19 protein-coding genes are annotated in these 25,917 nt (G+C 72.4%); 11 read left to right on the top strand and 8 right to left on the bottom strand.

Annotation, left to right across the window (positions count from 1 at the left end):
- Window positions 1-32: 32 nt before the first annotated feature.
- Entirely contained in the window at window positions 33-2,255 is a 2,223-nt protein-coding gene (gene katG / locus ACLU3S_RS15100; protein ID WP_413952346.1) for a catalase/peroxidase HPI, read from the bottom strand.
- 32 nt (window positions 2,256-2,287) lie between these two features.
- Window positions 2,288-2,725, bottom strand: a complete 438-nt coding sequence (locus ACLU3S_RS15105; protein WP_413952347.1) for a Fur family transcriptional regulator — start codon at window positions 2,723-2,725, stop codon at window positions 2,288-2,290.
- Window positions 2,726-3,310: 585 nt separating this feature from the next.
- On the opposite strand from ACLU3S_RS15105, the gene ACLU3S_RS15110 reads away from it, so the two are divergent.
- The 4 genes from ACLU3S_RS15110 (at window position 3,311) to ACLU3S_RS15125 (ending at window position 7,696) form a co-directional block, all read left to right on the top strand.
- Window positions 3,311-4,384 (top strand): Ku protein, encoded by a 1,074-nt coding sequence (locus ACLU3S_RS15110; RefSeq protein ID WP_413952348.1) that lies wholly within the window; start codon window positions 3,311-3,313, stop codon window positions 4,382-4,384.
- A 224-nt stretch (window positions 4,385-4,608) separates the two neighbouring features.
- Window positions 4,609-5,781, top strand: a complete 1,173-nt coding sequence (locus ACLU3S_RS15115) for an acyltransferase family protein (protein ID WP_413952349.1) — start codon at window positions 4,609-4,611, stop codon at window positions 5,779-5,781.
- 246 nt (window positions 5,782-6,027) lie between these two features.
- Entirely contained in the window at window positions 6,028-6,777 is a 750-nt protein-coding gene (locus ACLU3S_RS15120; protein ID WP_413952350.1) for a class I SAM-dependent methyltransferase, read from the top strand.
- A gap of 595 nt (window positions 6,778-7,372) precedes the next feature.
- Entirely contained in the window at window positions 7,373-7,696 is a 324-nt protein-coding gene (locus ACLU3S_RS15125) for a hypothetical protein (protein ID WP_413952365.1), read from the top strand.
- Window positions 7,697-8,028: 332 nt separating this feature from the next.
- On the opposite strand, the gene ACLU3S_RS15130 is transcribed toward ACLU3S_RS15125, so the two are convergent.
- Window positions 8,029-8,844 carry an inositol monophosphatase family protein gene (locus ACLU3S_RS15130; RefSeq protein ID WP_413952351.1) on the bottom strand — a complete coding sequence of 272 codons (816 nt, stop codon included), beginning with the start codon at window positions 8,842-8,844 and terminating at the stop codon, window positions 8,029-8,031.
- Between the two features lie 928 nt (window positions 8,845-9,772).
- On the opposite strand from ACLU3S_RS15130, the gene ACLU3S_RS15135 reads away from it, so the two are divergent.
- Entirely contained in the window at window positions 9,773-10,093 is a 321-nt protein-coding gene (locus tag ACLU3S_RS15135; protein ID WP_413952352.1) for an acetyl-CoA synthetase, read from the top strand.
- A 36-nt stretch (window positions 10,094-10,129) separates the two neighbouring features.
- Here ACLU3S_RS15135 and ACLU3S_RS15140 read toward each other — a convergent pair whose 3' ends face one another.
- A complete protein-coding gene (locus ACLU3S_RS15140) occupies window positions 10,130-12,769 on the bottom strand; it encodes a glycosyl hydrolase (protein ID WP_413952353.1) in 2,640 nt (879 codons plus the stop codon).
- A gap of 340 nt (window positions 12,770-13,109) precedes the next feature.
- On the opposite strand from ACLU3S_RS15140, the gene ACLU3S_RS15145 reads away from it, so the two are divergent.
- From ACLU3S_RS15145 to ACLU3S_RS15160, 4 genes are all read left to right on the top strand, one after another.
- Window positions 13,110-13,526, top strand: a complete 417-nt coding sequence (locus tag ACLU3S_RS15145) for a PaaI family thioesterase (RefSeq protein WP_413952354.1) — start codon at window positions 13,110-13,112, stop codon at window positions 13,524-13,526.
- 156 nt (window positions 13,527-13,682) lie between these two features.
- On the top strand, window positions 13,683-14,885 hold the full coding sequence (locus ACLU3S_RS15150; RefSeq protein ID WP_413952355.1) for a carbohydrate-binding protein: 1,203 nt from the start codon (window positions 13,683-13,685) through the stop codon (window positions 14,883-14,885).
- Between the two features lie 108 nt (window positions 14,886-14,993).
- Entirely contained in the window at window positions 14,994-15,770 is a 777-nt protein-coding gene (locus tag ACLU3S_RS15155; RefSeq protein ID WP_413952356.1) for a polysaccharide lyase family 7 protein, read from the top strand.
- 93 nt (window positions 15,771-15,863) lie between these two features.
- Window positions 15,864-16,325 carry a hypothetical protein gene (locus ACLU3S_RS15160; RefSeq protein ID WP_413952357.1) on the top strand — a complete coding sequence of 154 codons (462 nt, stop codon included), beginning with the start codon at window positions 15,864-15,866 and terminating at the stop codon, window positions 16,323-16,325.
- Window positions 16,326-16,355: 30 nt separating this feature from the next.
- Here ACLU3S_RS15160 and ACLU3S_RS15165 read toward each other — a convergent pair whose 3' ends face one another.
- The 3 genes from ACLU3S_RS15165 to ACLU3S_RS15175 all read right to left on the bottom strand — a co-directional run bounded on the left by ACLU3S_RS15165 (window position 16,356) and on the right by ACLU3S_RS15175 (window position 22,586).
- Window positions 16,356-19,730, bottom strand: coding sequence for a pyruvate carboxylase (locus tag ACLU3S_RS15165; protein ID WP_413952358.1), 3,375 nt, complete (start codon window positions 19,728-19,730; stop codon window positions 16,356-16,358).
- A 213-nt stretch (window positions 19,731-19,943) separates the two neighbouring features.
- The gene (locus ACLU3S_RS15170; protein WP_413952359.1) at window positions 19,944-20,807 is read right to left on the bottom strand and encodes a hypothetical protein; all 864 of its coding nucleotides are present in this window, start codon (window positions 20,805-20,807) and stop codon (window positions 19,944-19,946) included.
- A 354-nt stretch (window positions 20,808-21,161) separates the two neighbouring features.
- Complete coding sequence (locus ACLU3S_RS15175) at window positions 21,162-22,586, bottom strand: selenium-binding protein SBP56-related protein (RefSeq protein WP_413952360.1); 1,425 nt, start codon at window positions 22,584-22,586, stop codon at window positions 21,162-21,164.
- A 278-nt stretch (window positions 22,587-22,864) separates the two neighbouring features.
- Between ACLU3S_RS15175 and ACLU3S_RS15180 the strand changes: the two genes are divergently transcribed.
- Complete coding sequence (locus ACLU3S_RS15180) at window positions 22,865-23,854, top strand: aldo/keto reductase (protein ID WP_413952361.1); 990 nt, start codon at window positions 22,865-22,867, stop codon at window positions 23,852-23,854.
- Between the two features lie 117 nt (window positions 23,855-23,971).
- Here ACLU3S_RS15180 and ACLU3S_RS15185 read toward each other — a convergent pair whose 3' ends face one another.
- Window positions 23,972-24,316 (bottom strand): DUF6343 family protein, encoded by a 345-nt coding sequence (locus ACLU3S_RS15185; RefSeq protein ID WP_413952362.1) that lies wholly within the window; start codon window positions 24,314-24,316, stop codon window positions 23,972-23,974.
- A 457-nt stretch (window positions 24,317-24,773) separates the two neighbouring features.
- Between ACLU3S_RS15185 and ACLU3S_RS15190 the strand changes: the two genes are divergently transcribed.
- A partial coding sequence (locus ACLU3S_RS15190) for a PP2C family protein-serine/threonine phosphatase (RefSeq protein ID WP_413952363.1) occupies window positions 24,774-25,917 on the top strand: 1,144 nt, incomplete at its 3' end.

Here is a 25,917-nt window from a genome sequence, read left to right on the forward strand (position 1 = left end):
GCGGGGCCGGCCCGGACGTCCTGTTCGGCCGGTCAGACGAGGTCGAACCGGTCCAGGTTCATGACCTTGTCCCACGCGGCGACGAAGTCCTTCACGAACTTCTCCTTCGCGTCGTCGCCGGCGTACACCTCGGCGAGCGCGCGCAGTTCGGAGTTGGAGCCGAAGACCAGGTCGGCGCGGCTGCCGGCCCACTTCAGCTCGCCCGTGACGGCGTCACGGCCCTCGAACGTGGTCTGGTCCTCGGAGGTCGACTTCCAGGTCGTGCCCATGTCGAGCAGGTTGACGAAGAAGTCGTTGGTGAGGACGCCGGGCGTCTTGGTGAGAACGCCGAGCTGCGACTGCTGGTAGGTGGCGCCGAGGACGCGCAGACCGCCGACGAGCACGGTCATCTCGGGGGCGCTCAGGCTCAGCAGGTTCGCCCTGTCGACGAGCAGGTACTCGGCCGGCAGGCGGTTGCCCTTGCCGAGGTAGTTGCGGAAGCCGTCCGCGGTCGGCTCCAGCGCCTCGAAGGACTCGGCGTCGGTGTGCTCCTCGCCGGCGTCCACGCGGCCCGGGGTGAAGGGCACCTGCACCTGGAAGCCGGCCTCCTTGGCGGCCTTCTCGACCGCGGCGACACCGCCGAGCACGATCAGGTCGGCCAGGGAGACTTTCTTGGCGCCGGAGGAGGCGTTGAACTCCTGCTGGACGCCCTCCAGGGTGCGCAGCACCTGGGCCAGCTCGTCGGGCTCGTTGACCTCCCAGCCGCGCTGCGGGGCCAGGCGGATGCGGGCGCCGTTGGCGCCGCCGCGCTTGTCGCTGGCCCGGAAGGTGGACGCGGAGGCCCACGCGGTGGTGACCAGCTGCGACACGCTGAGGCCCGACTCGAGCAGCTTGGTCTTGAGCGCGGCGATGTCCTCTGCGTCGATCAGCTCGCCCTCGCGCTCCGGCAGCGGGTCCTGCCAGATCAGGGTCTCCTCCGGGACCTCCGGGCCGAGGTACAGGGCCTTCGGGCCCATGTCGCGGTGGGTGAGCTTGTACCAGGCGCGGGCGAAGGCGTCCGCGAACTCCTGCGGGTTCTCGTGGAAGCGGCGGGAGATCGGCCCGTAGACCGGGTCGAAGCGCAGCGACAGGTCCGTGGTCAGCATCGTCGGGAGACGCTTCTTCGAGGGGTCCTGCGGGTCGGGGATGATCGGCTGGGCGTCCTTGGCCACCCACTGCTTGGCGCCGGCCGGGGACTCCGTCAGCTCCCACTCGTAGCCGAAGAGGATGTCGAAGAAGCCGTTGCCCCACTGGGTGGGGGTGGCGGTCCAGGTCACCTCGAGGCCGGAGCCGATGGCGTCCGCGCCCTTGCCGGTGCCGTAGGTGCTGCGCCAGCCGAGGCCCTGCTCCTCCAGGCCGGCGGCCTCGGGGTCGGCGCCCACGTGGTCGGCGGGGCCGGCGCCGTGGGTCTTGCCGAAGGTGTGGCCGCCGGCGATCAGCGCGACGGTCTCCTCGTCGTTCATCGCCATGCGGCGGAAGGTCTCACGGATGTCGCGGGCCGCGGCCAGGGGGTCCGGGTTGCCGTTCGGGCCCTCGGGGTTGACGTAGATCAGACCCATCTGGACGGCGCCGAGCGGGTTCTCCAGCTCGCGGTCGCCGGTGTACCGCTTGTCGTCCAGCCAGGTGGTCTCGGGACCCCAGTAGACGTCCTCCTCCGGCTCCCACACGTCCTCGCGACCGCCGCCGAAGCCGAAGGGCGTGAAGCCCATGGACTCCAGCGCCACGTTGCCGGCGAGGATCATCAGGTCGGCCCAGGAGATCTTCTGGCCGTACTTCTTCTTCACCGGCCACAGCAGGCGGCGGGCCTTGTCCAGGTTGACGTTGTCCGGCCAGCTGTTCAGCGGGGCGAAACGCTGCTGGCCGGCGCCGGCGCCGCCGCGGCCGTCGCTGATGCGGTAGGTGCCCGCGCTGTGCCAGGCCATGCGGATGATCAGCGGGCCGTAGTGGCCGAAGTCGGCCGGCCACCAGTCCTGCGAGGTGGTCAGCACCTCGGCGATGTCCCGCTTCACGGCCGGGAGGTCGAGGCTCTTGAACGCCTCCGCGTAGTCGAACTCCTCGCCCAGCGGGTTCGCGGCGGGCGGGTTCTTGGCAAGGATCTTCAGGTTGAGGCGCTCCGGCCACCACTGGCGGTTGCCGCCGCCCTGGGTCGGGTGCAGGGCCCGGTCGTGCGCGACGGGGCAGCCGCCGCTCCCCTCCGACTTCGCGTCTGTGACGATCGCGTCGTGGTTGTCAGTCATGGACATCCTTCCGAACTGGCGGAACTCGGTGCTCAGGAACTGCGGCGGTTGGAACAGTCGGGGCACAGGCCCCAGTAGACGACCTCGGCCTCGTCGATGGAGAAGCCGCGGTCGTCGGATGCGGTCAGGCAGGGCGCGTCACCGACCGCGCAGTCGACGTCGGCGACGGTGCCGCAGGAGCGGCACACGAGGTGGTGGTGGTTGTCGCCGACGCGTCCCTCGAACCGGGCCGGATGACCGGCCGGCTCGATACGGCGCACGAGGCCCGCCGCGGTGAGCGCGTGCAGAGCCTCGTAGACGGCTTGCAGGGTGATGTGGCCTACGCGGTCGCGGACCCCGGAGGCGATCGCCTCGACGCCGAGGTGGTCGCCGTCCCGGACGGTCTCCAGCAGCGCGACGCGGGCTGCCGTCACGCGCAGGCCGGCACCGCGGAGCTCGTCGGCGGTGGTCGGAGTCGGGGAGGCGGGCATGACGCCGAACCTACCCGTATAAACACGAAGGATTCAAGAAAACGAGGGATGCAATTTTGGCCGTGTGCCGACGGCTGTCGTTTGCCTCCGCGTTGCTTTGCGGGATACGGCGGGAGCGGGCGGTCCGGGGCTCGGTTTCGAGGGCATGCCCGCATCATGTGCCCCCCGGCCCGTCGGCGCCCGCGGGGCAAGCCGGGGCCATCCACCGATCGGGTGATCCGACGGGGGTCGGGGCCGGCGCACCGTCCGGCTCGCCGGAAGGGGACCCGGCGCGGTGAGGCCGTGCGGCAGGCGCGGAGGAGGCCGAGGACCGCGTGCGGCACCTGCGCGCGGAGCTGCGGCGCGGCGAGCGGGAACAGCAGCGGGCGCGCACCGCCGGCAGACGTCGCGGGAGCGGGCCCGGCAGGCCGACCACGCCGTACGCGAGGCCCGGCGCCGGGCCGAGGCCGGGAGCGAGGCGGAGCAGGCGGCCGCCTCGCAGCGGCGTGCGCTCGGTGGCTGAAAAACAGCACGGACCGGACACTGTCCGTGAGGGCCCGTGGTCGCGACCCCACAGCCGGGCCGGGCCGGGAAGCGAGGACGGTCATGGCGAGACCCATATGGAGCGGTGTCCTGACGTTCGGGCTGGTCACGCTGCCCGTCGCGCTGTACACCGCCACCGAGGACCACACCGTGCACTTCCATCAGCTCCAGCGCGGCACCTCGGACCGGATCCGCAACAAGCGGGTCAACGAGCGCACGGGCAAGGAGGTCGACACCGACGGGATCGTGAAGGGCTACGAGCTCGGTGACGGACAGTACGTGGTCGTCGAGCCCGAGGAGCTGGAGGAGATCGCCCCCGGACGGTCCAAGGTGATCGACGTGGCCGGGTTCGTCGACCTCCACCGGGTCGAGCCGGTCTACTTCGACCGCACCTACTACGTCGGCCCGCGCGGGGAGGAGTACGCCAAGGTCTACGAGCTGATGCGGGCGGCGCTCGAACGGTCCGACAAGGCGGGGATCGCCACGCTCACCATGCGCGGCAAGGAGTACCTGACCGCGTTGCGCGCCCAGCCCCGCGTCCTGGTCCTGCACACCTTGCACTGGGCGGACGAGGTGCGCGACCCGGCCGACGTGGTGGACGTGCTGCCGGACCCGCGCACGAAGGCCGGCGACAAGGAGCTGCGGACGGCGGAGCAGCTGATCGACGCGCTCACCATCGACTGGGACCCCGGCGAGTACCACGACACCTACGAGGAACGCGTCAAGCAGCTCGTCGCCGCGAAGCAGAAGGGCGAGGAGGTCGTCGGCGAGCCGGAGCCGCCGGAGGCGACCAACGTCATCGACCTCATGGAGGCGCTCAGCCGCAGCGTCGAACAGAGCCGGTCCCGCAAGCGCGGCAGCGCGGGGAGGAAGCAGCCCGCCGGACAAAAGCAGCGCGCGGAACAGAAAGCGGCCGCCGCCGGACGCAAGCAGACCACGGAGCGGAAACCGGCCACCCGCCGCAAGCGCTCCAGCGAACGGAAACCGGCCACCGGCCGGAAGCACGCCGAGGACTTGGCGTCCCTGTCGAAGGCGGAGTTGTACGAGCGGGCGAGCGCGGCCGGGGTGCCGGGCCGGTCGAAGATGACCCGAGAACAACTCGTCGAGGCGCTGGACCGGCAGGGGGCCGCGGCCTGACCACGCGACGGGAACACCTGTGCGTCAGGCGGAGGGAAGCGGGTTCGTCAAGGCGATACCCGCCGTCACTCGTACGGGCGCACCCGACCCCGCCGTCCGTGGCATACCAGGGCCGGAGTCGTTCGCCAGCAGTGTGATGTTTGCCATGTGACGTGATGAAACGCGACTGAGCGGGCAACGTTCCCCTTCATGCCCCACGCCAACCCTCTGCGGCAGGTGATTCGATGACCACGGCGACGACCCGGGCGCTCCGGACGCCGCCCAACCGAACCGGCGCGACCACTGCCAGAGTCCCTCCGGCCGCCAATCCCTCGCTGCCGTCCCTGACGGGGCTGCGCTGGATGGCGGCGCTTCTGGTGTTCGGCCTGCACGTGAACAACTTCGGCTACTTCGGAGGCACCGGAGCCCGCTTCGTCTCCTGGGGATTCGGCGCCGGTGCCACGGGAGTGTCGTTCTTCTTCGTCCTCTCCGGATTCGTCCTGACCTGGTCGGCGCGGCCACGTGACAGCGCGCTCGGCTTCTGGCGGCGGCGCATCGCCCGCATCTACCCGGTGCACCTGGTCACCTGCGTCGTCGCCCTGCTCATGACGTACACGCCGCACCAGACGAGACCGGCTCCGAAGCAGGCGCTGGCCAATGTGCTGCTGGTGCACTCCTGGTGGCACCCGTGGTGGCAGACGCTGAACCCGGTCAGCTGGTCCCTCGCCTGCGAGGCGTTCTTCTACGCGTCCTTCCCGCTGCTGTTCCTGGTGCTGCGCCGGCTCGGAGCGCGCTGGTCGGTCGTGGCGGGCGGGCTGTGCGTGGCGGCGATCGTGGTGCTGGCCTGGGCGGACGCCCACCACTGGTGGAAGTACGCGCTGTACTCCTTCCCGGCCGCGCGGCTGCCCGAGTTCGTGCTCGGCACGGTCACCGCGCGCCTGGTACTGCTCGGGCGGTGGCGCGGGCCCGGTCTGGAGGCCTCGCTCGCCCTGGCGGTCATCGGCTACTTCTTCGTCCCGCAGCTCGCGCCCGGCTACTCCGCCACGGTGTGCACGATCGCCGGGTTCGCCCTGCTCATCCCGGCGGCGGCCGTCGCGGACCTGAAGGGGCTGCCGTCCCTGTGGCGGCGCCGGCGGCTGGTGCGGCTCGGGGAACTGTCGTTCGCCTTCTACATGATTCACCTGCTGGTGCTGCGCGCCGCCACGAACGTGCTGGGCAACAAGCCGCACTTCGGTGCCCTGGCGGGGCTCGCCGTCACCGCGGCCGCGTTCGCGATGTCGCTCGGGCTGTCCTGGCTGCTGTACGAGACGGTCGAATGCCCGGCGAGACGGCTGCTGCTGCGGTGCCGGCGCCGGGGCGCCTCGCCGCAGGAGCCGGCGCCGGACCGGGCAGAGGCGCCCGCAGCCACCTCCGACTGAGCCGGCGGCGAGCCGTCGTACGCGGCCGCCGAGAAAGTCGGAGAAGTGGCCGTCGGTCGGCCCGGAAAGGGCCCTTGCGGGTGTGTGGCGCGGGCGTGGGGCGCGGTGCGGCGGGGCCTCGGCGAGGAGCTGCGCCTGCTCCCCGCCCGCCCGTCAGACGCGCGTCACCGCCCTCGCGCCAACCGGTGCGACCTGGTGTCCCCTCCCGTCCGCCCCTAGATTCCCGGCATCGGGAGAGGGGGCCGGATGGACCGGAACATCCGCACGGTGGAGGACGTGCTGCGGCTCTTGGACGGGCTGTTCGCGCCGGGGGCCGACCGCTGGACGGGCGACGCGGCCGCCTGGTGGGACGACTTCTATGTGAACCGGGACAAACCGGTGCCGTTCTTCGCGGCGAAGCCGGACGAGAACCTGGTGTCCTACCTGGACCGGGGCCTGATCGCACCCGGTCGGGCGCTGGACCTCGGCTGCGGCCCGGGCCGGAACGCGGTGCACCTGGCCGCGCGCGGCTTCGAGGTGGACGCCGTCGACCTCTCGCCCGCCGCGATCGCGTGGGCAGAGGAGCGCGCGAGGGAGGCGGGCTCCCCTGTCCGCTTCCACTGCGGTGACGCCTTCTCCCTCACCACGGACGCCCTGCGCGGCCCGTACCGGCTGATCTACGACTCCGGCTGCTTCCACCACCTGCCGCCGCACCGCCGGGTCAGTCATCTCGCTCTGCTGGACCGGGTGCTCGCGCCCGGTGGGTACTTCGCCCTCACCTGCTTCGCCGCGGGCCGGATGGGCTGCGAACTGTCCGATGCGGCCCTCTACCGCGAGCCCGGCCTGCACGGCGGCCTCGCCTACTCGCCCGAGGCGCTGCGCGAGATCTTCGCCGGTCTGGAAGAGGTCGAGCTGCGGGCCATGCGGCAGGAACCAGCGGACTCGCCGCTGTTCGGGGAGCCGTTCCTGTGGACGGCCCTGTTCCGCCGCCCCGACCGGTCGCCCGCCCGGACCTGAACGCCCTTTTCCCTCGACCGACCTTTTCCCTCGACCGGATGCAGGAGCCGGATCCTGCCCGGCCGCAGCGGGTCGCCCGGACGCGCCGACAGGTTCCTCCCCTGAGGGACGTCCGACACCGAAGAGCGTCACAGGGAGCGGGCCCGGCTCCGGCGAGGCAGGCCCGATGTGCGGTGGCCGCGCGCGGCGCACGGCCGGCACAGCGCGTCGAGGCAGGGGACAGCCACGAGAAAGGGCCGGCCGGTGCCCGTTCCGAGGTCCCCGGGCCGGGGCGTCCGAAACCGGGAATCGGGGGATTTCCCGGCCGGGGTGAAGTCGGGCCGTCTCCCATAGAGTTGCCGGGACAGCTGGCCCGCCGGACGCACTGGTCCGGGCCCGGAGACCGGTCGAACAGGGCCAAGTACCGCCTGCCGGAGGCGTGTTCGTCAGGGGCCGGCTTCTTGACCCGGGAGGAGCAGGCAAGCACCGGGCCGCCCACACAGCACAGCCTAAGCGCTGGACGGGACCCGCGCAGTCCGGGATGGGCTGGTCAGGTACGTGCCACGAGCCGCGGCGCCCCGAGGGCGGAGTCCGCCGCGTCCGAGACAAGGAAGCCGTGCGCCACGCCGCTGCGCGGGCAGTCCGGCGTCTCCTCGGTGATCACCTCGCCGGGCGCGGGCACCGGCACAGCCGTCGACGACGATCCAGCGGGTCGAACTCGGCGGCCCTCCGCGGGGCTCTCGCCGCCCATCACGCTCAGAGTCCGCGCCGGCGCGCGCTGCACCACGAGGTGGACACCCTGTGCGGCTTCCTGCGCGCGATCGGCCGCCGGTTGGGCAAGCCCGTCGTGATGACCGCCGAAGGCGACCACGGGAACCCTGTGCTCGGGTTCGAGCCCGCCGCCGACCGGGTGGTGCTGCTCGCTGACCCGCTCACCTGACTGCCGCGGTCGGCCGGGACTCGTAGAAGGCGCCGTCACGGAGCATCGGCGGCACGTTTGTCACGTGCGCCAGGCGGTGGGGCGGAGAAGCCGGGACGCCAGGTTGTCCGGGTGCGTTTCCTCGAAGAGTCCTTCGTTCGCGGGGCCTTGGCCCGTGATGCGGTGTGATGGATCGCCCGGAAGAACCTACAGGAGCGTTCACGGAACTCCCATCAGAGCCATTTTCGACCGTCCTCATCATGGTTGCGTTCGCGGCGCCCGGTCGACTCTGTTCAGTTGCACGAGACAGGTCTTCGGAGGCCCGACCCTTCGGCGCGCGCTGTCCGGCCGCGTCAACTCCGCGCGGTGGCCTGGCGCTCCACCATGTCGAGGAGCGCGGCATGCGTCTGCTCGTCGACCGCGGCGATCAGCCCGCCCGCACCGGTGTGCACCGGCTCGCCGTGCAGACCGGTCACCGTGCAGCCCGCCGCCCGGCACAGGGCGATGCCCGCCGCGAAGTGCACGCTGTCGCGCAGATCGCCGTCGGTGACATAGGCGGCCCGGCGGCCGGCGGCGACCCAGGCCACCGCGAGCGTGCTGGAGATCACCCGGGGCCGGAACCGCTCGACGAAGTCCGGGTCGGCCGCCAGGCGAACCGCCTGGAAACCGGGGGCGTTGGGGAACGGAGGGTCGAGGTTGAGGTCCACCAGCGCCGACTCGGCCGAGGGCGTCAGCCGCTCGTCGCCGCCGTCCGTGCGCAGCCGGGCCCGCGAGCCGTCGGTCCAGAAGACCTCCCCGGCGAACGGGTCGGCGGTCGCCGCGGCGGTGACCTCGGTGCCCGTGCGCAGCGCGACGTTCACGCCGACGAGCATGGTCCGCGCGGCGTAGTTGAGGGTGCCGCACAGGGGGTCGACGAGCCAGCGGCGATGGGCGCCCTCGGCGCCGCTGCGGCCGCTCTCCTCGGCCGTCACGGCGTCGTGCGGGCGGGCGGCGCGCAGCACGTCCAGGATGGCCTGCTCGGCGGCGACGTCCGCCTCCGTCGCGAAGTCGCCGGCCGACTTCGGCCGGCGCGCGAGCCGGCCGCCGTACAGGTCGCGGACCACGGCGGCGCCCGCCTGGGCCGCCGCCACCGCGACGTCGGCGTCGGATTCCCCGTGGGTGATCGACACAGGCGCAGCATAGTCGCAACTCGCCCGGTTCCGGTGGGGTTGTGCCGCCCGGGCCCGCGGGTGCCGGTGTGGCCACGGGCCCACTGCTGGTAGTGGAAGGTGCCGTCGCGGTCGAGGTACGGGGTGGCCGGGGTGTCCGTGGGGTGGGTGAACGGCACCGGGTCGCCCACCGTCACGCGGTAGGTGGCGTCGGCGGGAGGGGCGGACGCCGGAGCGGCGGTGGCCCCGCCCAGGACCAGGACGACGGCCGCGGCCGCGGTGCCGCCCGCTGTGTTCAGGAGTCGCACGGGTGCTCCTTGTCGCCGGAGTTCCGGAGGACCGGTCGCACGGAACGATCCGGCCCCGGCCGTTTCCCCGGCAACGGACTCCAGTGCCCCGCCTCTTGCACGTTCGCGGGGGCGCGGCCGGCTTCGGAATTCCGGACGCGTCGGCGCCGGCCCGGCTCCGTCGGGCCGGCTTCCCGACCCGGGCGAGGGCGTCGTGCCCCGAGACGTGGGTACTCCCCCGGCCAGGTGTACCCGGGCGCCCGGGACCCGCCCTCGCCCGCGGCACCCCTGCGCATCGACACCCCGCCCGTACGGTTCCGCAGGGTCCGGGCCGGCGTGCGTCGCCGGCTGAGGCATGCTGGTGGCATGGCCGGAGGCCGGGAGGTGCGGGCATGCGGTGGTGGGCCGGTGGATTGGGGTGCGCGGTCGTCGCGGTCGTCGTCCTCGCGGGATGCGGGACGCCGGCCGGTCCTGACCGGGGTTCGGGCGCGGGGCCGTCCGGGAGCGGGCCGGGGCGGCCGTCGCCGTCGTCGTCCGCGAGCGTGCCGGGGCGGCCGTCGTCGTCCGGGAGCCGGGCGACGCGGCCGTCGTCGTCGACACCGTCGACGGCTTCTTCGGGGCGGACGGCCGGTGCCTCGCCGCAGGGCTGCCTCGCCGGGCACGTGGACGTCTCCGTCTCCCCCGGTGACGCGGTCCGGCGACAGCTGTGCGTGCGGCCCGGGACGGTGGTGGCGCTCGAGCTGCGGCCGAGGCTGGACGACAAGCGGTGGACGGGCGTGCTGAGTTCGGTGCCCGCCCTGGTGCCGGCCTCAGACTGGCGCGTCGACCCCGACGGCACCGCGCACGCCACGCTGCGGTGTGCGGGCACCCGGGGCGGCACGGCGCGGGTCACCGCGGCGGCCAAGGCGCCGGACGTGGCGGGTGCGCCGCGCACCGCCTTCACGCTGGACGTGCGTGTGGTGCCGTACGCGCGGGAGGGGTGACCCGGCGGGCCACCCCTCCCCCGTCGGCAGGTCCGGTCAGCGCAGGTCGCGCACCCTGACGGTGTAGATGCCCCGGCCGTGCGTGGCGGCGTAGAGCGTGCCGCCGTCGGGGCTCGTCTTCAGCTGGAGGACGGCGACGGCGGGCAGGTTGCCGACGCGCTGCCAGGTGCCGCGGCCCGGCGCCCGGTAGACGACGCCGAGGTCGGTGGCGACGGCGAGGCCGCCGTCCGCCGTCACCGTCGCCCAGTTGGTGGGCACGTCGGGCAGGTTGCCCGAGATGTCCTTCCAGGTGGTGCCGCCGTCGGTGGACTCGAAGACATGGCCGACGCCCGCGCCGGGGCCCTCGGTCCAGTGCCGGGAGAAGCCGTTGACGGCGAGGAAGACGTGATCGGCGTTCTTCGGGTCGATGGCGAAGCCGCTGAGGTAGCGGTTGGGCACCGTCCCGTCCACCGGCAGGCTGATGTCGTGCCAGCCGGTGCCGTCCGCGTTGCCGACGGCGATGCCGCGGGCGAAGCCCTGGTTGTTGCAGGGGCCGCACCAGGCGGCGTAGATCCTGCCGCCGGAGGCGGCGACGGCGGTCGCGGTGCGGCCCTCGCCGAGGTCGTGCACGCTGGTCCACTCCGACCCGCTGCGGATGGCGTAGCCGTGGGTCTGCACCCAGATGTGACGGCCGCCGGCGACCCAGGTGTCGCCGTTCTTCATGTCGGCGGCGAGCGGGGCGATGAACCGGGCCTCGCCGGTGGCGTTGTCGGCCGGGGCGACGCTGTACGACGTCACCTTGCTCGGGTCGGTGACCCAGCCGCCGTCGTTCACGGCGCAGTTCTGGGTGACCTGCACGGCGAGGTAGACGTACTCCTGGGCGATGTTGCAGCCGTTGGCGGGGTCGGTGAGGGTGTCGCCGCCGTCGCCGCCGAAGTTGGAGCCCATCACCCGGTCGTTGCTGCGCAGGATGGACTGGCCGTTGTCCTGGAGCCCGCCGGTGACGGACAGGCCTCCGTGGTCGAGGTCCTTGCCGATGCCGACGGAGTAGTACTGCAGGGTGTCGATGGTGCCGTCGTTGAGGGACGTCCAGTCGGTGGCGTGGCCGGAGGCGTCCTGGGAGCCGTTCACCGGGCGCCGGTACATGCCGCCGTCGTTGCCGACGTACACGTAGGCCTTGCCGTGGTAGCGGCCGATCGCGACGCCGTGCTGGTCGGAGTGGGTGGTCTGGTGGCAGTCACCGGTCTGCTTGGCGGGGTCGATGCTCCAGCAGGGGAAGGTGAAGTTCCAGTAGGGGCCCACGGTGGACCAGGTGCTGCCGCCGTCCTTGGTCTCGTAGACCTCCTCGAGCCCGGCGTACACGTGCTGCGGGTCGCTCGGGTCGACGGCGAGGAACTGGTTGTACCAGGCCTGGACGCCCGGCATGTAGCCCGCGGTGGTCAGGGCCGAGTTGTCGGCGGCCAGTCCCTTGTAGTCGGCGATCTTCGTCCACGGGCCGGCCGGCGAGCCGGACTTGGAGACGTAGATGCCCTCCAGGGCGCTGTCCGGGTTGGTGTTGAGCTGCTCCGGCGACTGGTCGATGGCGTAGTAGCGGGAGCCGTCGGCGGAGCGGGCGAAGGTCACGTTGCCGACGGCGTCGGGGTCGGCGGGCAGGTCGCCGAGGCCGCTGGTGATCCGGGTCCAGGCGCCGTGCACCTTGGTGTAGAAGCCGTTGTAGTCGTCGCCGCTGCGCCAGCCGACCGCCAGGACCACCTTGGACGGGTCCCTGGGGTCGATAGCGATGTCGTTGGCGATGTTCTTGTACGGCGCGTCCGGGTCGTCGGCCTTCGCACCCTTGGGCAGGAAGTCCGGGTTGGGCGCGAACTCCAGCTTCCAGGGGCCGCTCAGGTGCCGTGTGGAGTGGCTCCACACGCCCTCGCTGGTGGCGGCCCACACCGTGCCGCCGCCGAAGCGGAGCTCGTGGATGGTGGTGCTCTCCAGCTCGTTCCCGCCGACCCGGCTGCGCGTGGAGAACGTGCCGTGGTGCGGGTGGTCGAGGACGTAGACGCCGCTGCCGAGGTAGGCGTCGGAGTTGGTGGTGGCCTCGCCGGTGCCGAGCCACAGCCGGCCGCCGCCGTCGACGGCGAGGGCGCCGGTGGACTGGGCGGGCAGCCGGTCGCTGATGGGCTGCCAGTGGCCGCCTCCGCTGTGCGAGCGCCATACGCCGCCGCCCGCGCTACCCGCGTAGACGTAACCGTCGTCGTCGGCGGCCACCGCGGCCATGCGGCCGGTGACGTTGCCCGAGCCGCCGCTGGAGTTGGAGTCGAAGTCGCGGTAGCGCGGGTCGTCCGAGTTGTACGGCAGGTCGGTGATGTTGCGCCAACTGCCGCCGGCGCTCTTGAGGTTGCGGAGATCGCGCCATGCGGCACCGTAGGCGCCGGGAGCGACGACACCGGGCGAGGTGCGGGCCTCCGCGTACTGGTCGGCGCCCTCGGCGATCTCGTCGGATTCGTTGCCGTCGTCGTCGTCCGCCGCCAGGTGCGGCGACATGGCACCCGTCGACTGCGCCCGCTCCTTGGCGAGCTGGCCGACGGCACGGACCCCGAAGGGGCTCGTCGAGCGTCCGGAGGCGGCGGACGGGGGTATCGCGACGAGCGCGGCGGACGCGGTGAGCGCACAGACGGTGAACCACCGTCTTCTGCGGGTGGGTACGGACACAGGACCTCCCGAAACGGGCATGGACTCTGCCGACGCAGGAGACCCGATCACACGACCGGTGCGAGCTCCGCCACTTGACCAAGTCTTTGACGAGAACCTGCCAGTAACCTGAGGGGTGCGGTCCCCGTCACCCCGATCGCGGCGAGTGGCGGGGCGCCACCGCCCTCAGCAGCCGGTCGGCGAAGTCGAGACGCGCCCCGCCAAGGACGCCCATGGCGGCGGACGTTGTGCCGTCGAGCTGCGAACTCGGCGCCCGGTACGGCTGGTTCACGGCTCCGCCCGTCCGGCTCCGGCCGGCACACTGCCTGATCGTCCGGACTCCCACGAAAGGCGGTACGCCATGCCGTCCCTCTCCGAACCCGCCGAGCTGCTGGCCGCCATGCCGTTCGCGGCCGGGCTGGGCATCGAGCTGACCGAGGCCGGCGCCGAGCGCACCGTCGGCACGCCGGCCTGGTCCCCGCAGGCGTGCACGGCGGGCGGCGCGCTGCACGGCGGGGCGCTGATGGCGCTGGCCGACAGCGTGGGCGCCGTGTGCGCCCATCTGAACCTGCCCGAGGGCGCCTCCGGCACGTCGACGGTGGAGTCCAAGACCAACTTCCTGCGCGCGGTCACGTCGGGACACGTGCGGGCCACGGCCCGGCCGCTGCACGTCGGCGGCACCCTGCTGGTGGTGCAGACGGACCTGCGCGACGACCGGGACCGGCTGGTCGCCCAGACCATGCAGACCCAGATCGCGCTGCGGAAGAACGCCGGCTGAGAGGCGCGCGCACCCGGTCGACAAAAGGCAAAGGAATCGTATGGTCTAGTCCAAAGACCAGGTTGGTCTAGTCCAACTTATTGACGTGACCGCATCAGCCTCAGAGGGTGGGGACCCTCCCCCCATCGGGCTCACCCCCACCTCTGGAGGCACGCAGTGAGACGTCTTCACGCCTGTCTGAGCGCGGCGGCCGCCGTCACGCTCGCCGCCGCGGGCACCACCGCGCTTTTCGCGGGCAACGCTTCGGGCGCGACCACCGCGCTGAGCAACCGCTGGTACGCCGCCGCTCCCTATCTGATGCCGCTGGACAACGACCCGCCGGACCCGGCCGCCATCATGGACGCCACCGGCCTGAAGGCGTTCCAGCTGGCCTTCATCCTCGCCCCCAACGGGGGCGGCTGCACGCCCACGTGGGGCGGCACCGCATCCGTCTCCTCGGACACGGCCGTCCAGTCGATGATCAACACCATCCGCGGCAAGGGCGGTGACGTCTCCGTCTCCATCGGCGGCTACGGCGGCACCAAGCTCGGCCAGGCCTGCGCGGACGCGGCCGCCACGGCCGCCGCCTACCAGCAGGTCATCACCAAGTACGGCCTGCACGCCATCGACTTCGACCTGGAGGAGCCGGAGTACGAGAACAGCGCGGCCGTCAACAACGAGATCGGCGCCGCGAAGATCCTCCAGCAGAACAACCCGGGGCTGTACGTGTCCGTCACGACGGCCGGCACGGCGGACGGCACCGGCTGGTTCGGCAAGCAGATGCTGCTGGAGGCCAAGTCGCAGGGGTTCACCCCGAACAACTTCTCCATCATGCCCTTCGACGGCGGCTTCAACGGGGCGGCGAGCCAGACCAGCGCCCTGACCAACTTCAACTCGATCCTGCAGTCCACCTTCGGCTGGGACCAGGCGACCGCCTACGCCCACGAGGGCTTCTCGGGCATGAACGGCCGCAGCGACTCGGGCGAGTACTTCACGCAGGCCGACTTCCAGACCGTCCTCGACTACGCCACGAGCCACAACATGGACCGGTTCACATTCTGGTCCCTGAACCGCGACCGGCAGTGCAGCCCGCCCGATAACGGCGGCCGCACCTCCGGCACCTGCTCGAGCGTCGCCCAGAACTCCTGGGACTTCGCCGCGTACTCGGTGAAGTTCGCGGGCGCCACCCCGCCGTCCAGCACGCCGACTCCCCCGCCCCCGCCCACCTCGTGCAAGGCCGCGTGGAGCTCGTCGGCGGTGTACACGGCCGGGGACGAGGTGTCGTACGGCAAGCACAACTGGAAGGCCAAGTGGTGGACCCAGAACGAGGTGCCCGGCGCCTCGGAGTGGGGCCCGTGGCAGGACGAGGGCGCCTGCTGACTTGACGTGTCTGGTTCAGACCTTTAGTTTCACGGGTCACCGGCGACCAAGAATGCGTTCAGCGTTCAGCATGCTGAACGCATTCCGGTCCGACGAAGGGACCCCCACATGACCCGATCCCGGCTCCTCGCGGCGGCGACCACCGCGGGACTCGCCCTCACCCTCACCGTCCTGGGCACCGGCAGCGCCGGTGCCGCCGACCCCCGTGTCGCGCCCGGCGGCAACTTCGACCTGTCGGTCTGGGAACTCCAGGAGCCGGTCGGCTCCCCCGGCAGTCCCACCACCATCCCGTCGTCCCGGCTGCAGGGCCCGAACGGCTACCAGGACGCCTACTTCTACACCGACACCCGCGACGGCGCGATGACCTTCTGGGCGCCGGAGAAGGGCGTCACCACCCCGAACTCGCACTACGCCCGCTCCGAACTGCGCGAGATGAACCGCGACGGCAGGCCCGCCGACTGGGCGCTCGGCGGCTCCCACCGGATGAGCGCCACCCTGCGGGTGGTGTCCGTGACGAAGAACGTGTGCGTGGGCCAGATCCACCTCGGCAGCGGCGGCACCTCCACCAAGCCGCTGGTGGAGCTGTACTACCACGCCAACGGGGACATCGTCCTCGGCACGGAGAACTCGCCGTCCGGCGGGCAGACCACGCACACCGTGGGACACGTGTCGATCGGCAGGACGTGGACCTACACCATCGCGGTCTCCGGCGGGAACACCGTCGACCTGACCGTGAACGGCACCACCACCCACTACGGGATTCCGTCGTCGTTCAACCGGTACAAGCAGTACTTCAAGGCCGGTTCCTACAACCAGTCCTCCTCGGACAGCACCACCAACGGCGCCCGCGTCGCCTTCTACGGCCTGACCGTGAAGCACGGCTGAGACACGCCGTGCGACCTGCGCGAGTGGTGCAAACGGCCGCACGGCCGTAGCGTCGAGTACACGGTCGGACACAGCACGACGGTGGGAGCGACCATGCGCGGATCTGTAGTGGGAACGGCGGTCACCCTGGCGGCGGGAGCCATGCTGACGGCGGCGATGACGACGGCTTCGGCCAGTCCGCCGAACCAGGCCGCACCCGGCGTGAAGGCCGTCGCGTCCCAGCCCGTGCTGGTGGACTGCTTCTTCCATCGCACCGTGCGCCCGGCCGAGTTCATCCTGGCCTGCGGCGACGGCAACAGCCGGCTCGCCGGACTCCAGTGGACCCAGTGGGGTCCGGGCGCGGCGCAGGCCGTCGGGTCGAACTGGGTCAACGACTGCAAGCCGTACTGCGCGGCCGGCGCGTTCCACCAGTACCCGGTCGTCGTCCGGCTCAGCGGCGGGAAGCAGTGGCAGAAGCATCCCTCCTTCGAGCGCTTCACGCAGCTGACCCTCACCTACACCGGCGCCCGGCCGGAGGGCTTCAACCAGGTCATGAGCTACCCGCTCTGGGACTGACCCGGGGCAGCTCCGGCCGGCGCGCGACGGTCAGGCGATCTCGACGAGCAGGTCGCCACCCTCCACCTGCTGGATCCGGTTGATGGCGAGCCGGGCCACCCGGCCCGCCTTGGGCGCGGTGATCGTGGCCTCCATCTTCATCGCCTCGATGGTGGCGACGGTGGCACCGGCCGCCACCTCGTCGCCCTCCGCCACGGAGAGCGTCACCACACCGGCGAACGGGGCCGCCACATGCCCCGGGTTGGACCGGTCGGCCTTCTCCGTCACGGGCACGTCCGAGGCCGCCGCGCGGTCGCGGACCTGGATCGGCCGCAGCTGGCCGTTGAGCGTGGACATCACCGTGCGCATGCCGCGCTCGTCGGCCTCGCCGATCGCCTGCAGCTCGATCAGCAGCCGGACGCCGGGCTCCAGGTCGACGGCGTACTCCTTGGCCGGGCGCAGGCCGTAGAAGAACGCCTTGCTGTCCAGCACGCTGGTGTCGCCGAAGGACTGGCGGTGCGTCTCGAACTCGCGCGTGGGGCCGGGGAACAGCAGCCGGTTCAGGGTCGAGCGGCGGTCCTTCGCGAGGCCCTCGCGGTCCTCGGCGGACAGCTCGGGCGCGGGCTTGGCCGGGCCCCGGCCCTGCAGCGCCTTGGTGCGGAACGGCTCCGGCCAGCCGCCGGGCGGGGTGCCCAGCTCGCCGCGCAGGAAGCCGACGACCGAGTCGGGGATGTCGAACTTGTCGGGGGTCGCCTCGAAGGCGTCCGGCGAGACCCCGGCGCCCACCAGGTGCAGGGCGAGGTCGCCGACCACCTTGGAGGACGGGGTGACCTTGACCAGGCGGCCGAGGATGCGGTCGGCGGCCGCGTACATCGCCTCGATGTCCTCGAAGCGGTCGCCGAGGCCGAGGGCGACGGCCTGGGTGCGCAGGTTGGACAGCTGGCCGCCGGGGATCTCGTGGTGGTAGACCCGGCCGGTCGGCGAGGCGAGGCCCGCCTCGAACGGCGCGTAGATCCTGCGCACGCCCTCCCAGTACGGCTCCAGGTCGCCGACGGCCTGCAGGTCGAGGCCGGTGGGCCGGTCGGAGTGGTCGGTGGCCGCGACGATCGCCGACAGCGAGGGCTGCGAGGTCGTACCGGCCATGGAGGCGACCGCGCCGTCGACGGCGTCGGCGCCCGCCTGGATCGCGGCCAGGTAGGTGGCCAGCTGGCCGCCCGCGGTGTCGTGGGTGTGCAGATGCACCGGCAGGTCGAACTCGCGGCGCAGCGCCGAGACCAGCCTGGCGGCGGCGGGGGCGCGCAGCAGGCCGGCCATGTCCTTGACCGCGAGGACGTGCGCGCCCGCCTCGACGATCTGCTCGGCCAGGCGCAGGTAGTAGTCGAGGGTGTAGAGCCGCTCGGCCGGGTCGCTGAGGTCGGCGGTGTAGCAGAGGGCGACCTCGGCGACGGCGGTGCCGGTCTCCCGCACCGCCTCGATGGCGGGGCGCATCTGGCCGACGTCGTTGAGCGCGTCGAAGATGCGGAAGATGTCGATGCCGGTGGCGGCGGCCTCCTGCACGAAGGCATCGGTCACCTCGGTCGGGTACGGGGTGTAGCCGACGGTGTTGCGGCCGCGCAGCAGCATCTGCAGGCAGATGTTGGGGACGGCCTCGCGCAGGGCGGCCAGGCGCTCCCAGGGGTCCTCGGCGAGGAAGCGCAGGGCGACGTCGTAGGTGGCACCGCCCCAGCACTCCAGGGACAGCAGCTGTGGCAGGGTGCGGGCGACGACGGGGGCGACGGCGAGCAGGTCCTTGGTGCGCACCCGGGTGGCGAGCAGGGACTGGTGGGCGTCGCGGAAGGTGGTGTCGGTGACGCCGATGGTCGGGGACTGGCGCAGGTGCCGGGCGAAGCCCTCGGGGCCCCGTTCCACGAGGAGTTGACGCGAACCGGCGGGCGGCTCGCCGGCCGGGAGCGGGGGCAGCTTGGTGACCGGGTCGAGCAGGTCCGGCCGTTCGCCGTGCGGCTTGTTGACGGTGACGTCGGCGAGGTAGGTGAGCAGCTTGGTGCCGCGGTCCGCGGAGGAGCGGGCCGTGAGCAGGTGCGGACGCTGCTCGATGAAGGAGGTGGTGACACGCCCGGCCTGGAAGTCGGGGTCGTCCAGCACCGCCTGCAGGAACGGGATGTTGGTGGCCACGCCACGGATGCGGAACTCGGCGACGGCGCGCCGGGCCCGGCCGATGGCGGCCTTGAAGTCCCGGCCCCGGCAGGTGAGTTTGACCAGCAACGAGTCGAAGTGGGCGCTGATCTCCGTACCGGCGTGGGTGGTGCCGCCGTCGAGGCGGATGCCGGAGCCACCCGGCGAGCGGTAGGCGCTGATCCGTCCGGTGTCCGGGCGGAAGCCGTTGGCCGGGTCCTCGGTGGTGATGCGGCACTGCAGGGCGGCACCGCGCAGGGTGATGGTGTCCTGGGAGAGGCCGAGGTCGGCGAGGGTCTCGCCGGAGGCGATCCGCAGCTGGGCCTGGACCAGGTCGACGTCCGTGACCTCCTCGGTCACGGTGTGCTCGACCTGGATGCGCGGGTTCATCTCGATGAAGACGTGGTTGCCCTCCCGGTCGAGCAGGAACTCCACGGTGCCGGCGTTGCGGTAGCCGATCCCACGGGCGAAGCGGACGGCGTCGTCGCAGATCCGCGCGCGCACCTCGGGATCGAGGTTGGGGGCGGGAGCCAGCTCGATGACCTTCTGGTGGCGTCGCTGGAGCGAGCAGTCGCGCTCGTAGAGGTGGATGACGTTGCCCTCGCCGTCGGCGAGGATCTGCACCTCGATGTGGCGCGGCTCGACCACGGCCTTCTCCAGGAACACGGTCGGGTCGCCGAACGCGGCGTCGGCCTCGCGCGAGGCGGCCTCGATGGACTCGCGCAGCTGGGCGGGGTCCTCCACGCGGCGCATCCCGCGGCCGCCGCCGCCCGCGACCGCCTTGACGAAGACGGGGAAGCCGATCTCCTCGGCGGCGCGCACCAGTTCGTCGACGTCCGTGGAGGGCGCGGAGGAGCCGAGCACGGGCACGCCCGCGGCGCGGGCCGCGGCCACCGCCCGGGCCTTGTTGCCGGTCAGCTCGAGCGTGGCCGCGCTCGGGCCGACGAAGGTGATGCCCGCCTCATCGCAGGCGCGGGCCAGTTCCGGGTTCTCGGACAGGAAGCCGTAGCCCGGGTAGACGGCGTCCGCGCCGGCCCGGCGGGCGGCGCCGACGATCTCCTCGACGGAGAGGTAGGCCCGCACCGGGTGCCCCTGCGTGCCGATCTCGTACGCCTCGTCGGCCTTCAGCCGGTGCAACGAGTTGCGGTCCTCGTGCGGGAACACGGCGACGGTGCGCGCGCCGAGTTCGTAGCCCGCCCGGAACGCGCGAATCGCGATCTCTCCACGGTTGGCGACCAGCACCTTGCGGAACATCCTGGATTCCCTTCAGCTGCCTGCCGGCGACGAACACCACGGTGTCAGCCACGCCCTGCCGTATCTCGCGGCAACCCTAGGGGGTGGCCGTCCGTGCCGATGTGCGAAAACCATCACACCGAAGACGTGTGCCGCGCCACAGGTGTACGCCGCCGGGGCAGCGTTCCGGTGAGTTCCGGTGACGTCATCGCGGCGTTCCCGGCCCGGTCGCCCCTAGACAAGAGGCGGCGGCCCGGCACGCACGACTTCGGGACGCGGCGGGGCGGGTGCCGCGACCGGCGCGGTCGCGGGCCGCGCCGGCACGCGGGGCCGGGCGGCGGGCAGGACGGTCGGGGCGGGGTCCCGTGCGGGCAGCAGGGGCCGTACGAGGGCCCGCAGCCGGTCCCGGCGGCCGTGCAGGAGCCCGAGGACGATCGCCGCTCCCACCGCGATCAGATGCTCGCGGCCGGCCAGGTTGGGGATGGCGATGGACTCCCACACCATCGATCCGCCCGTCAGTGTGAACACCACCGGCGCGCGCTTGATCACCGCGAGGTAGGTGAAGAGGCCGACGACGGCCGCCGAGGGCCCGGTGTCGAGCACCCGCCCGCACGCCGACGGCAGGCCGAAGCCCCACCAGCCCGGCCCCACCGCGATCATGATGCGGGCGGTGAGCGTGCCGGCGAGTGTGGTGGCGTAGGCGATCGTCAGGGTGCGGGCCCGGCCCAGCGCCAGCTCGGCCCAGGCGAAGGCGAGGAACAGCTGCGTGATGCCCGCCCACACCGGCAGGTCGAGGGCCGGGACGTACAGCGACACCGGGGTGCGCAGCAGGGAGAGCCACAGCGGCAGATCGGCCGTGACGCCACCGAGCCACCGCACCCACACCGCTCCCGTGTCGTACTGGGCGATGTCGTGGAAGAAGACGACACCGAACGCGGCGACGAACGCCAGCAGCAGTCCGGACAGTCCGCGCCGGGCGAGCCGCTGCACCGGCTCGACGACGATGGCGTGCCACTCGCCGCGCAGCGTCCGCCCCGTGAACCGGGCGAGGCGTGCGAGCAGCCCGTGGCACCGCTCGACGCGCTCTTCAGCGGTCATGAGGCGCGGCAGCGCGTCGCCTTCGGCTCACCCGTCATGTGCATCGCCCCCTTCGCCCCGCGTACGGCGGTCGGCCGTGCGAAGCGTGTTCCCGTCGTCCGCCCGTTCCAGGCGCCATCGTGTTGATGTACGGATCTTCCCCCGGCCGGCTCGCCCCCTCCCGCGGCGCGCCGACCCTCCCCCTCGAAACGGGCTTCCGCGGTGGTGAGGCCCGGTGACAGTTCACCGAGCGGGACGGCGGGCGTCAAGATCCTTTACGGGTGGGAAGCCCCACAGGTGGACGGAACGGAAAACACGGGCCGGAAGGCAACCTTCTCCCCTTCGCGACCGTCCTCCGGATCGGGCCTCCCGGCCTCAGCGGCGGTAGCAGTACGAATCGGAGGACGCGTCGCCGCCCTGCAGGCGTATCTGGTGAATGCGCAAGCCGTGGAAGTCGGGGCCGTGCGGGAAGAACCGGCTGTCGACGCGGAGCCCGCCGTGCGCGGTGTCGGCGTCGAGTTCGACCATCCACGCGTCGATGCCCGCGGGGTAGAACTGCGCGTCCCAGGCGGCGTACAGCGAGTTCGTCAGGTACACGCGCCGCCCGTCGCGGCTCAGCTCGACCATCTGCGCCCCGCCCGTCAGCGCGGTGTCCGGCTCGGCGGGGTGCGGTTGCCGGGCGACGATGCCGCCCAGACGCACCGACGCGGTCTGCCGGGGACGGAACGGGTCGCTCACGTCGTACTGGAGCAGGTCGCCGGTCCCCCATGCGGATATGTACAGCCACCGGTCGTCCACCGACAGGTCGATGTCGGTGATCAACGGGGGCACGGCGCCGAACGGCTGCAGAGCGGGGGGCAGTTCCTCCGTGCTCGCGGGCTCGGCCGGGAGGGTGATCACCTTGCGGACGGCGAACCGCTCGCCGTCCCGGTACCACAGCCACACCGAGGCCGACAGGTCCTCCACGTCGACCACCGTGTTGGTGAACCCCCACATGGCCTCGGGGTCGTGCGCGGGGCGCAGTTCCAGCACCATCTGGTGCCGGTCCCCCAGATCGACGCGCTGCAGATGCCGGCCGGAGTCCAGCTCCCAGAAGTGCAGTGAGTGACCGTAGCGGCGGGCCATCAGCAGCTCGGGGACGAGGCCGTCCTCGATCATCGAGGGCGTCCCCCACTCGCTGGTCACCGCGATGTTCCGGCGCAGATGCCACCAGACGTCGTAGGAGAGCCGCTGCGGCCCGCGGTCGCTCTCCCACGCGCCCAGCACCTCGAAGCTCTCGTGGTCCAGCAGGGCCACGCCGCCGGGCCCGTCCGCACCGTCGGCGCCGCCCAGGCAGGACAGGAACATGCCGTCGGGCCCGCAATGGAGTGTGTGGGGGCGCGAGTATCCGGCCTTGGCCGCCAGCTCCTCCGGTTCGATCACCTTGACCAGGCGCGGGCGGACGGGATCGGGGCCGGTGTCCAGGACGTGCAGCCGGGACGAGCGCAGTCCGGGGACGATGAGGTAGCGCCGCGCAGCGTTGTGGTGACCGGCGTGCGCCAGCGCGCTCGAGCAGGCGTTCCAGCCGAAGTGGTGCAGTTCGTTGCCCGGATCGGGCAGCTCCACCCGTGAGGTCACCCGGCCGTAGGCGGGGGAGGCCGGGTCGGTGTCGACGGTGAACAACGCGTCGGCGCGCTGTGCGGCCGGGTCGAAACCGACGACGTAGGCGAGCTTCTCCGGGGGTGCGGCGACGGCGTCCGCCGGAGTGCGGTACAGGGTGGGGTCACTGTGGTCGCCGCCGTGAGCGTGATGCGTCGTCATGAGCGGTCCTTCTCCCGGACGGGAGTCATGAGGACAGCGTTTCACAGCCTCGGAGCACTGCCAACGCGGCGGCGCGTCGACAGCGAAACCGTCCGGCGCCCTCCCGCGAGCCCGGCTTGACTTCGAGCGCGCTCCAGCCCATAGCGTCGCAGACACCCCGTGCGCAACGGCCGCGCCCGGCTCCCGCACGGGATGCCGGGTGCCCGAATCCTTCGCTGGATGGAGGAAACCCAGACCGCAGGGGGGAACGACGATCCACGACGCGGAAAGGACCGCCCATGCAGAAGCGCAGTCTGCGGGACCTCCAGGTATCGGCCATCGGCCTCGGGTGCATGGGGATGTCCGCCTTCTACGGCACCAGCGACCAGGACGAGGGCATCGCGACCATCCGGCGCGCCCTCGAACTGGGCATCGACTTCCTGGACACCGCGCAGCTCTACGGCCCGCTCACCAACGAATCCCTGGTGGGCGAGGCGATCAGGGGCCACCGGGACGAGTATGTGATCGCGACGAAGTTCAACTACCGGATGGACGACGCGGTGCCGGGCGACATGAGCACCGTGGGGCGGCAGGACGGCTCGGCCGAGCACGTGCGCAGCTCCGTCCACGGCTCGCTCAAGCGCCTGGGCACCGACCACATCGACCTGTACTACCAGCACCGGGTCGACCCGAACGTACCGATCGAGGAGACGGTCGGCGCCCTCGGGGAGCTGGTCGCCGAGGGCAAGGTGCGCCACATCGGGCTGAGCGAGGCGAGCGCGGAGACCATCCGCCGCGCCCACGCCGTGCACCCGATCACCGCGGTCCAGAGCGAGTACTCGCTCTGGACGCGCGACGTGGAGGCCGAGGTGCTGCCCGCCTGCCGGGAACTCGGCATCGGCTTCGTGCCGTACTCGCCGCTCGGCCGTGGCTTCCTCGCCGGGCGCTTCACCTCCCCGGAGGACCTGGACGAGAACGACTTCCGGCGCACCAACCCGCGCTTCACCGACGCCAACCTGAAGGCGAACCTGCGGCTCGCGGCGAAGGTGAAGGAGATCGCGGCCGAGAAGGACGTGACACCGGCCCAGCTGGCGATCGCCTGGGTGCTGGCGCAGGGCGAGGACCTGGTGCCGATCCCGGGCACCAAGCGCCGCACCTACCTGGAGCAGAACGCCGCCGCGGTGGACATCGAGCTGACCAAGGACGACCTGGCCCGCATCGACGCCGAGCTGCCCGAGGTGGCGGGCGAGCGGTACGACGAGGCGGGGATGCGGTCGGTGAACCGCTAGGCGGCTCGGGGGTGCGGTTCCCGCCGCCGACGTCACCCCCTGTGCTGCGAGTCGTGCCAGTGACCGGCGCCCTGTCCCGTCGTGTCCGCCTCGACGACGGCAGGGCGCCGGCCCGGCTCAGCGCGCCGGCGGGGCCGGCGGCCGCTCCCGCCGTCTGCGGCCCGTCACCACCGCGAGGTCCACCGCCGCGCCCAGCGCGAGGACCCCGCAGACCGCCGCCAGCGCGGTCAGCGGCCCGCTGCTCGGGGAGCCGCCGGGCCCCTGGTGCGCGGCCCACACCGCGAAACCCGCGGTCGCCGCGGCGAACAGCGGCAGGAAGAGCGCGGACAGCACCTGCCGCAGACGCAGCGCGCTGCGCGCGGTGACCGGTTCGGCACCGAGGTGGGGAGGGCGGTGGCCGGTGCTTCCGGAGGGCCTGCGGGGAAGCGGCGGAACCGTCCGTCCGTGCTGATCGTCACGCATGTCGGGCCTCCTTTCACGGAACCGGAATGGTCCCTGTCGCGTAGCCCGCGGCCGGGCCGGCGAAACCGCTGTCCGCGCGGGTCTGCGGGGAGCCACGCCCAGGCGCCCGACCACCGGGCGCGCGGCGGTCGTCCGTGGTCGTACGACCCCGGTGGCGGGAGCCGCCGACGACGGCTGTCCCCTCCCGTCCGCCACCATGGCCGGCGCCCTGAACGGGGGTCCCGGCCGTACGGCGCACCCGGTCCGACCGGCACCCGCGATCGCCCATCCCGACCCCTTCGGCCGGCGGGTACCGCCTGTGCCTGCCCCCCCGGGAGCCGTACGGGTACCCGGCGCCCGCACGGCGACACGGGGCAGCACCGCCACGGGTCGGCCGCCGGTCCGCCGTCGCGTGGCCGCCACGGCGCCGGGCGGGGCGCGAGTGGCCGCCCGTCGTACCCGGGAGCACCCTGAAGGCATGGCACTCCGGCTCGGCCCGGTGGCTCCGCGGCAGCCGTGGCAGCCGGCACATGCGTTGCTGCTGCTGCCGATCCTGCTCATCGTGGTGATCACGGTGGTGGACGTGCAGGCCCCCACGAACGTCCATCTCGGGCCGGCGCTGGTGATCGCGCCCGCGCTCGTCCCGTCCTTCGCCGGGCCCCGGACCACGGCGGCCGTCGGTGGGCTGGCGCTCGCCGCGCAGATCCTCATCGTCTTCACCCACGGCGGGATCGGCACCTCCAACCACATCGTGCAGATCATCACGCTCGCGGTCCTCACGGCGATCCTGGTCGTCTACAGCGCCCTGCGCGATCGGCATCGGGCACAGCTGGCGCAGGTGCGCTCGGTCGCCGAGGCGGCGCAGCACGTGCTGATGTGGCCGCTGCCCGAACACATCGGCCCCCTGCGGATCGCGTCCCTGTACCTGGCCGCGGAGGACGAGGCCCAGATCGGCGGCGACCTGTACGCGGCCGCCCGGTACGACGGCGGCGTGCGCGTCCTGATCGGTGACGTCCGCGGCAAGGGGCTGCCCGCCATCGGCGAGACCGCGCTGCTGCTCAGCTCCTTCCGGGAGAGCGCCCACCGGCACCTGCCGCTGGGCGAGCTGGTGGGCGCGCTGGATCAGAGCGTCACCCGGTACTCGGCCGACCTGGAGCCGGAGGAGGACGCGGACGAGCGGTTCGCCACGGCCCTGCTCGTGGAGATCCCGGACGACGATCCGATCACCCTCATGACCAGCTCCGGCCATCCGCCGCCGCTGCTGCTGAGCCCCGGCCACGTGGTCACCGCCCCGAGCCTGCATCCCTCTCCGCCGCTCGGGGTGCAGGCGGGCACTGAGCACACGCTGGACGTGTTCTCCTTCGAGCCCGGGGACACGCTGCTGCTCTACACGGACGGGGTGCTGGACGCCCGGGACGCCCGCGGCAAGTTCTATCCGCTGGCCGAGCGGGCCGCGCGCTGGACGGAGGACAGTCCCGAGGCGCTGGTGCACCACCTGCGGCGCGACCTGCTCGCCCACGCCGGCGGCCGGCTGAGCGACGACGCGGCGCTCATCGCCCTGCACCGCACGGCGGTCGAGCGGCACCGCCGCCACGGCCGCGACGCCGTCCGGCGCAGCTCGG

Origin of the sequence: Streptomyces sp. AF1A, assembly GCF_047340315.1 — a bacterium.
Lineage (GTDB): Bacteria > Actinomycetota > Actinomycetes > Streptomycetales > Streptomycetaceae > Streptomyces.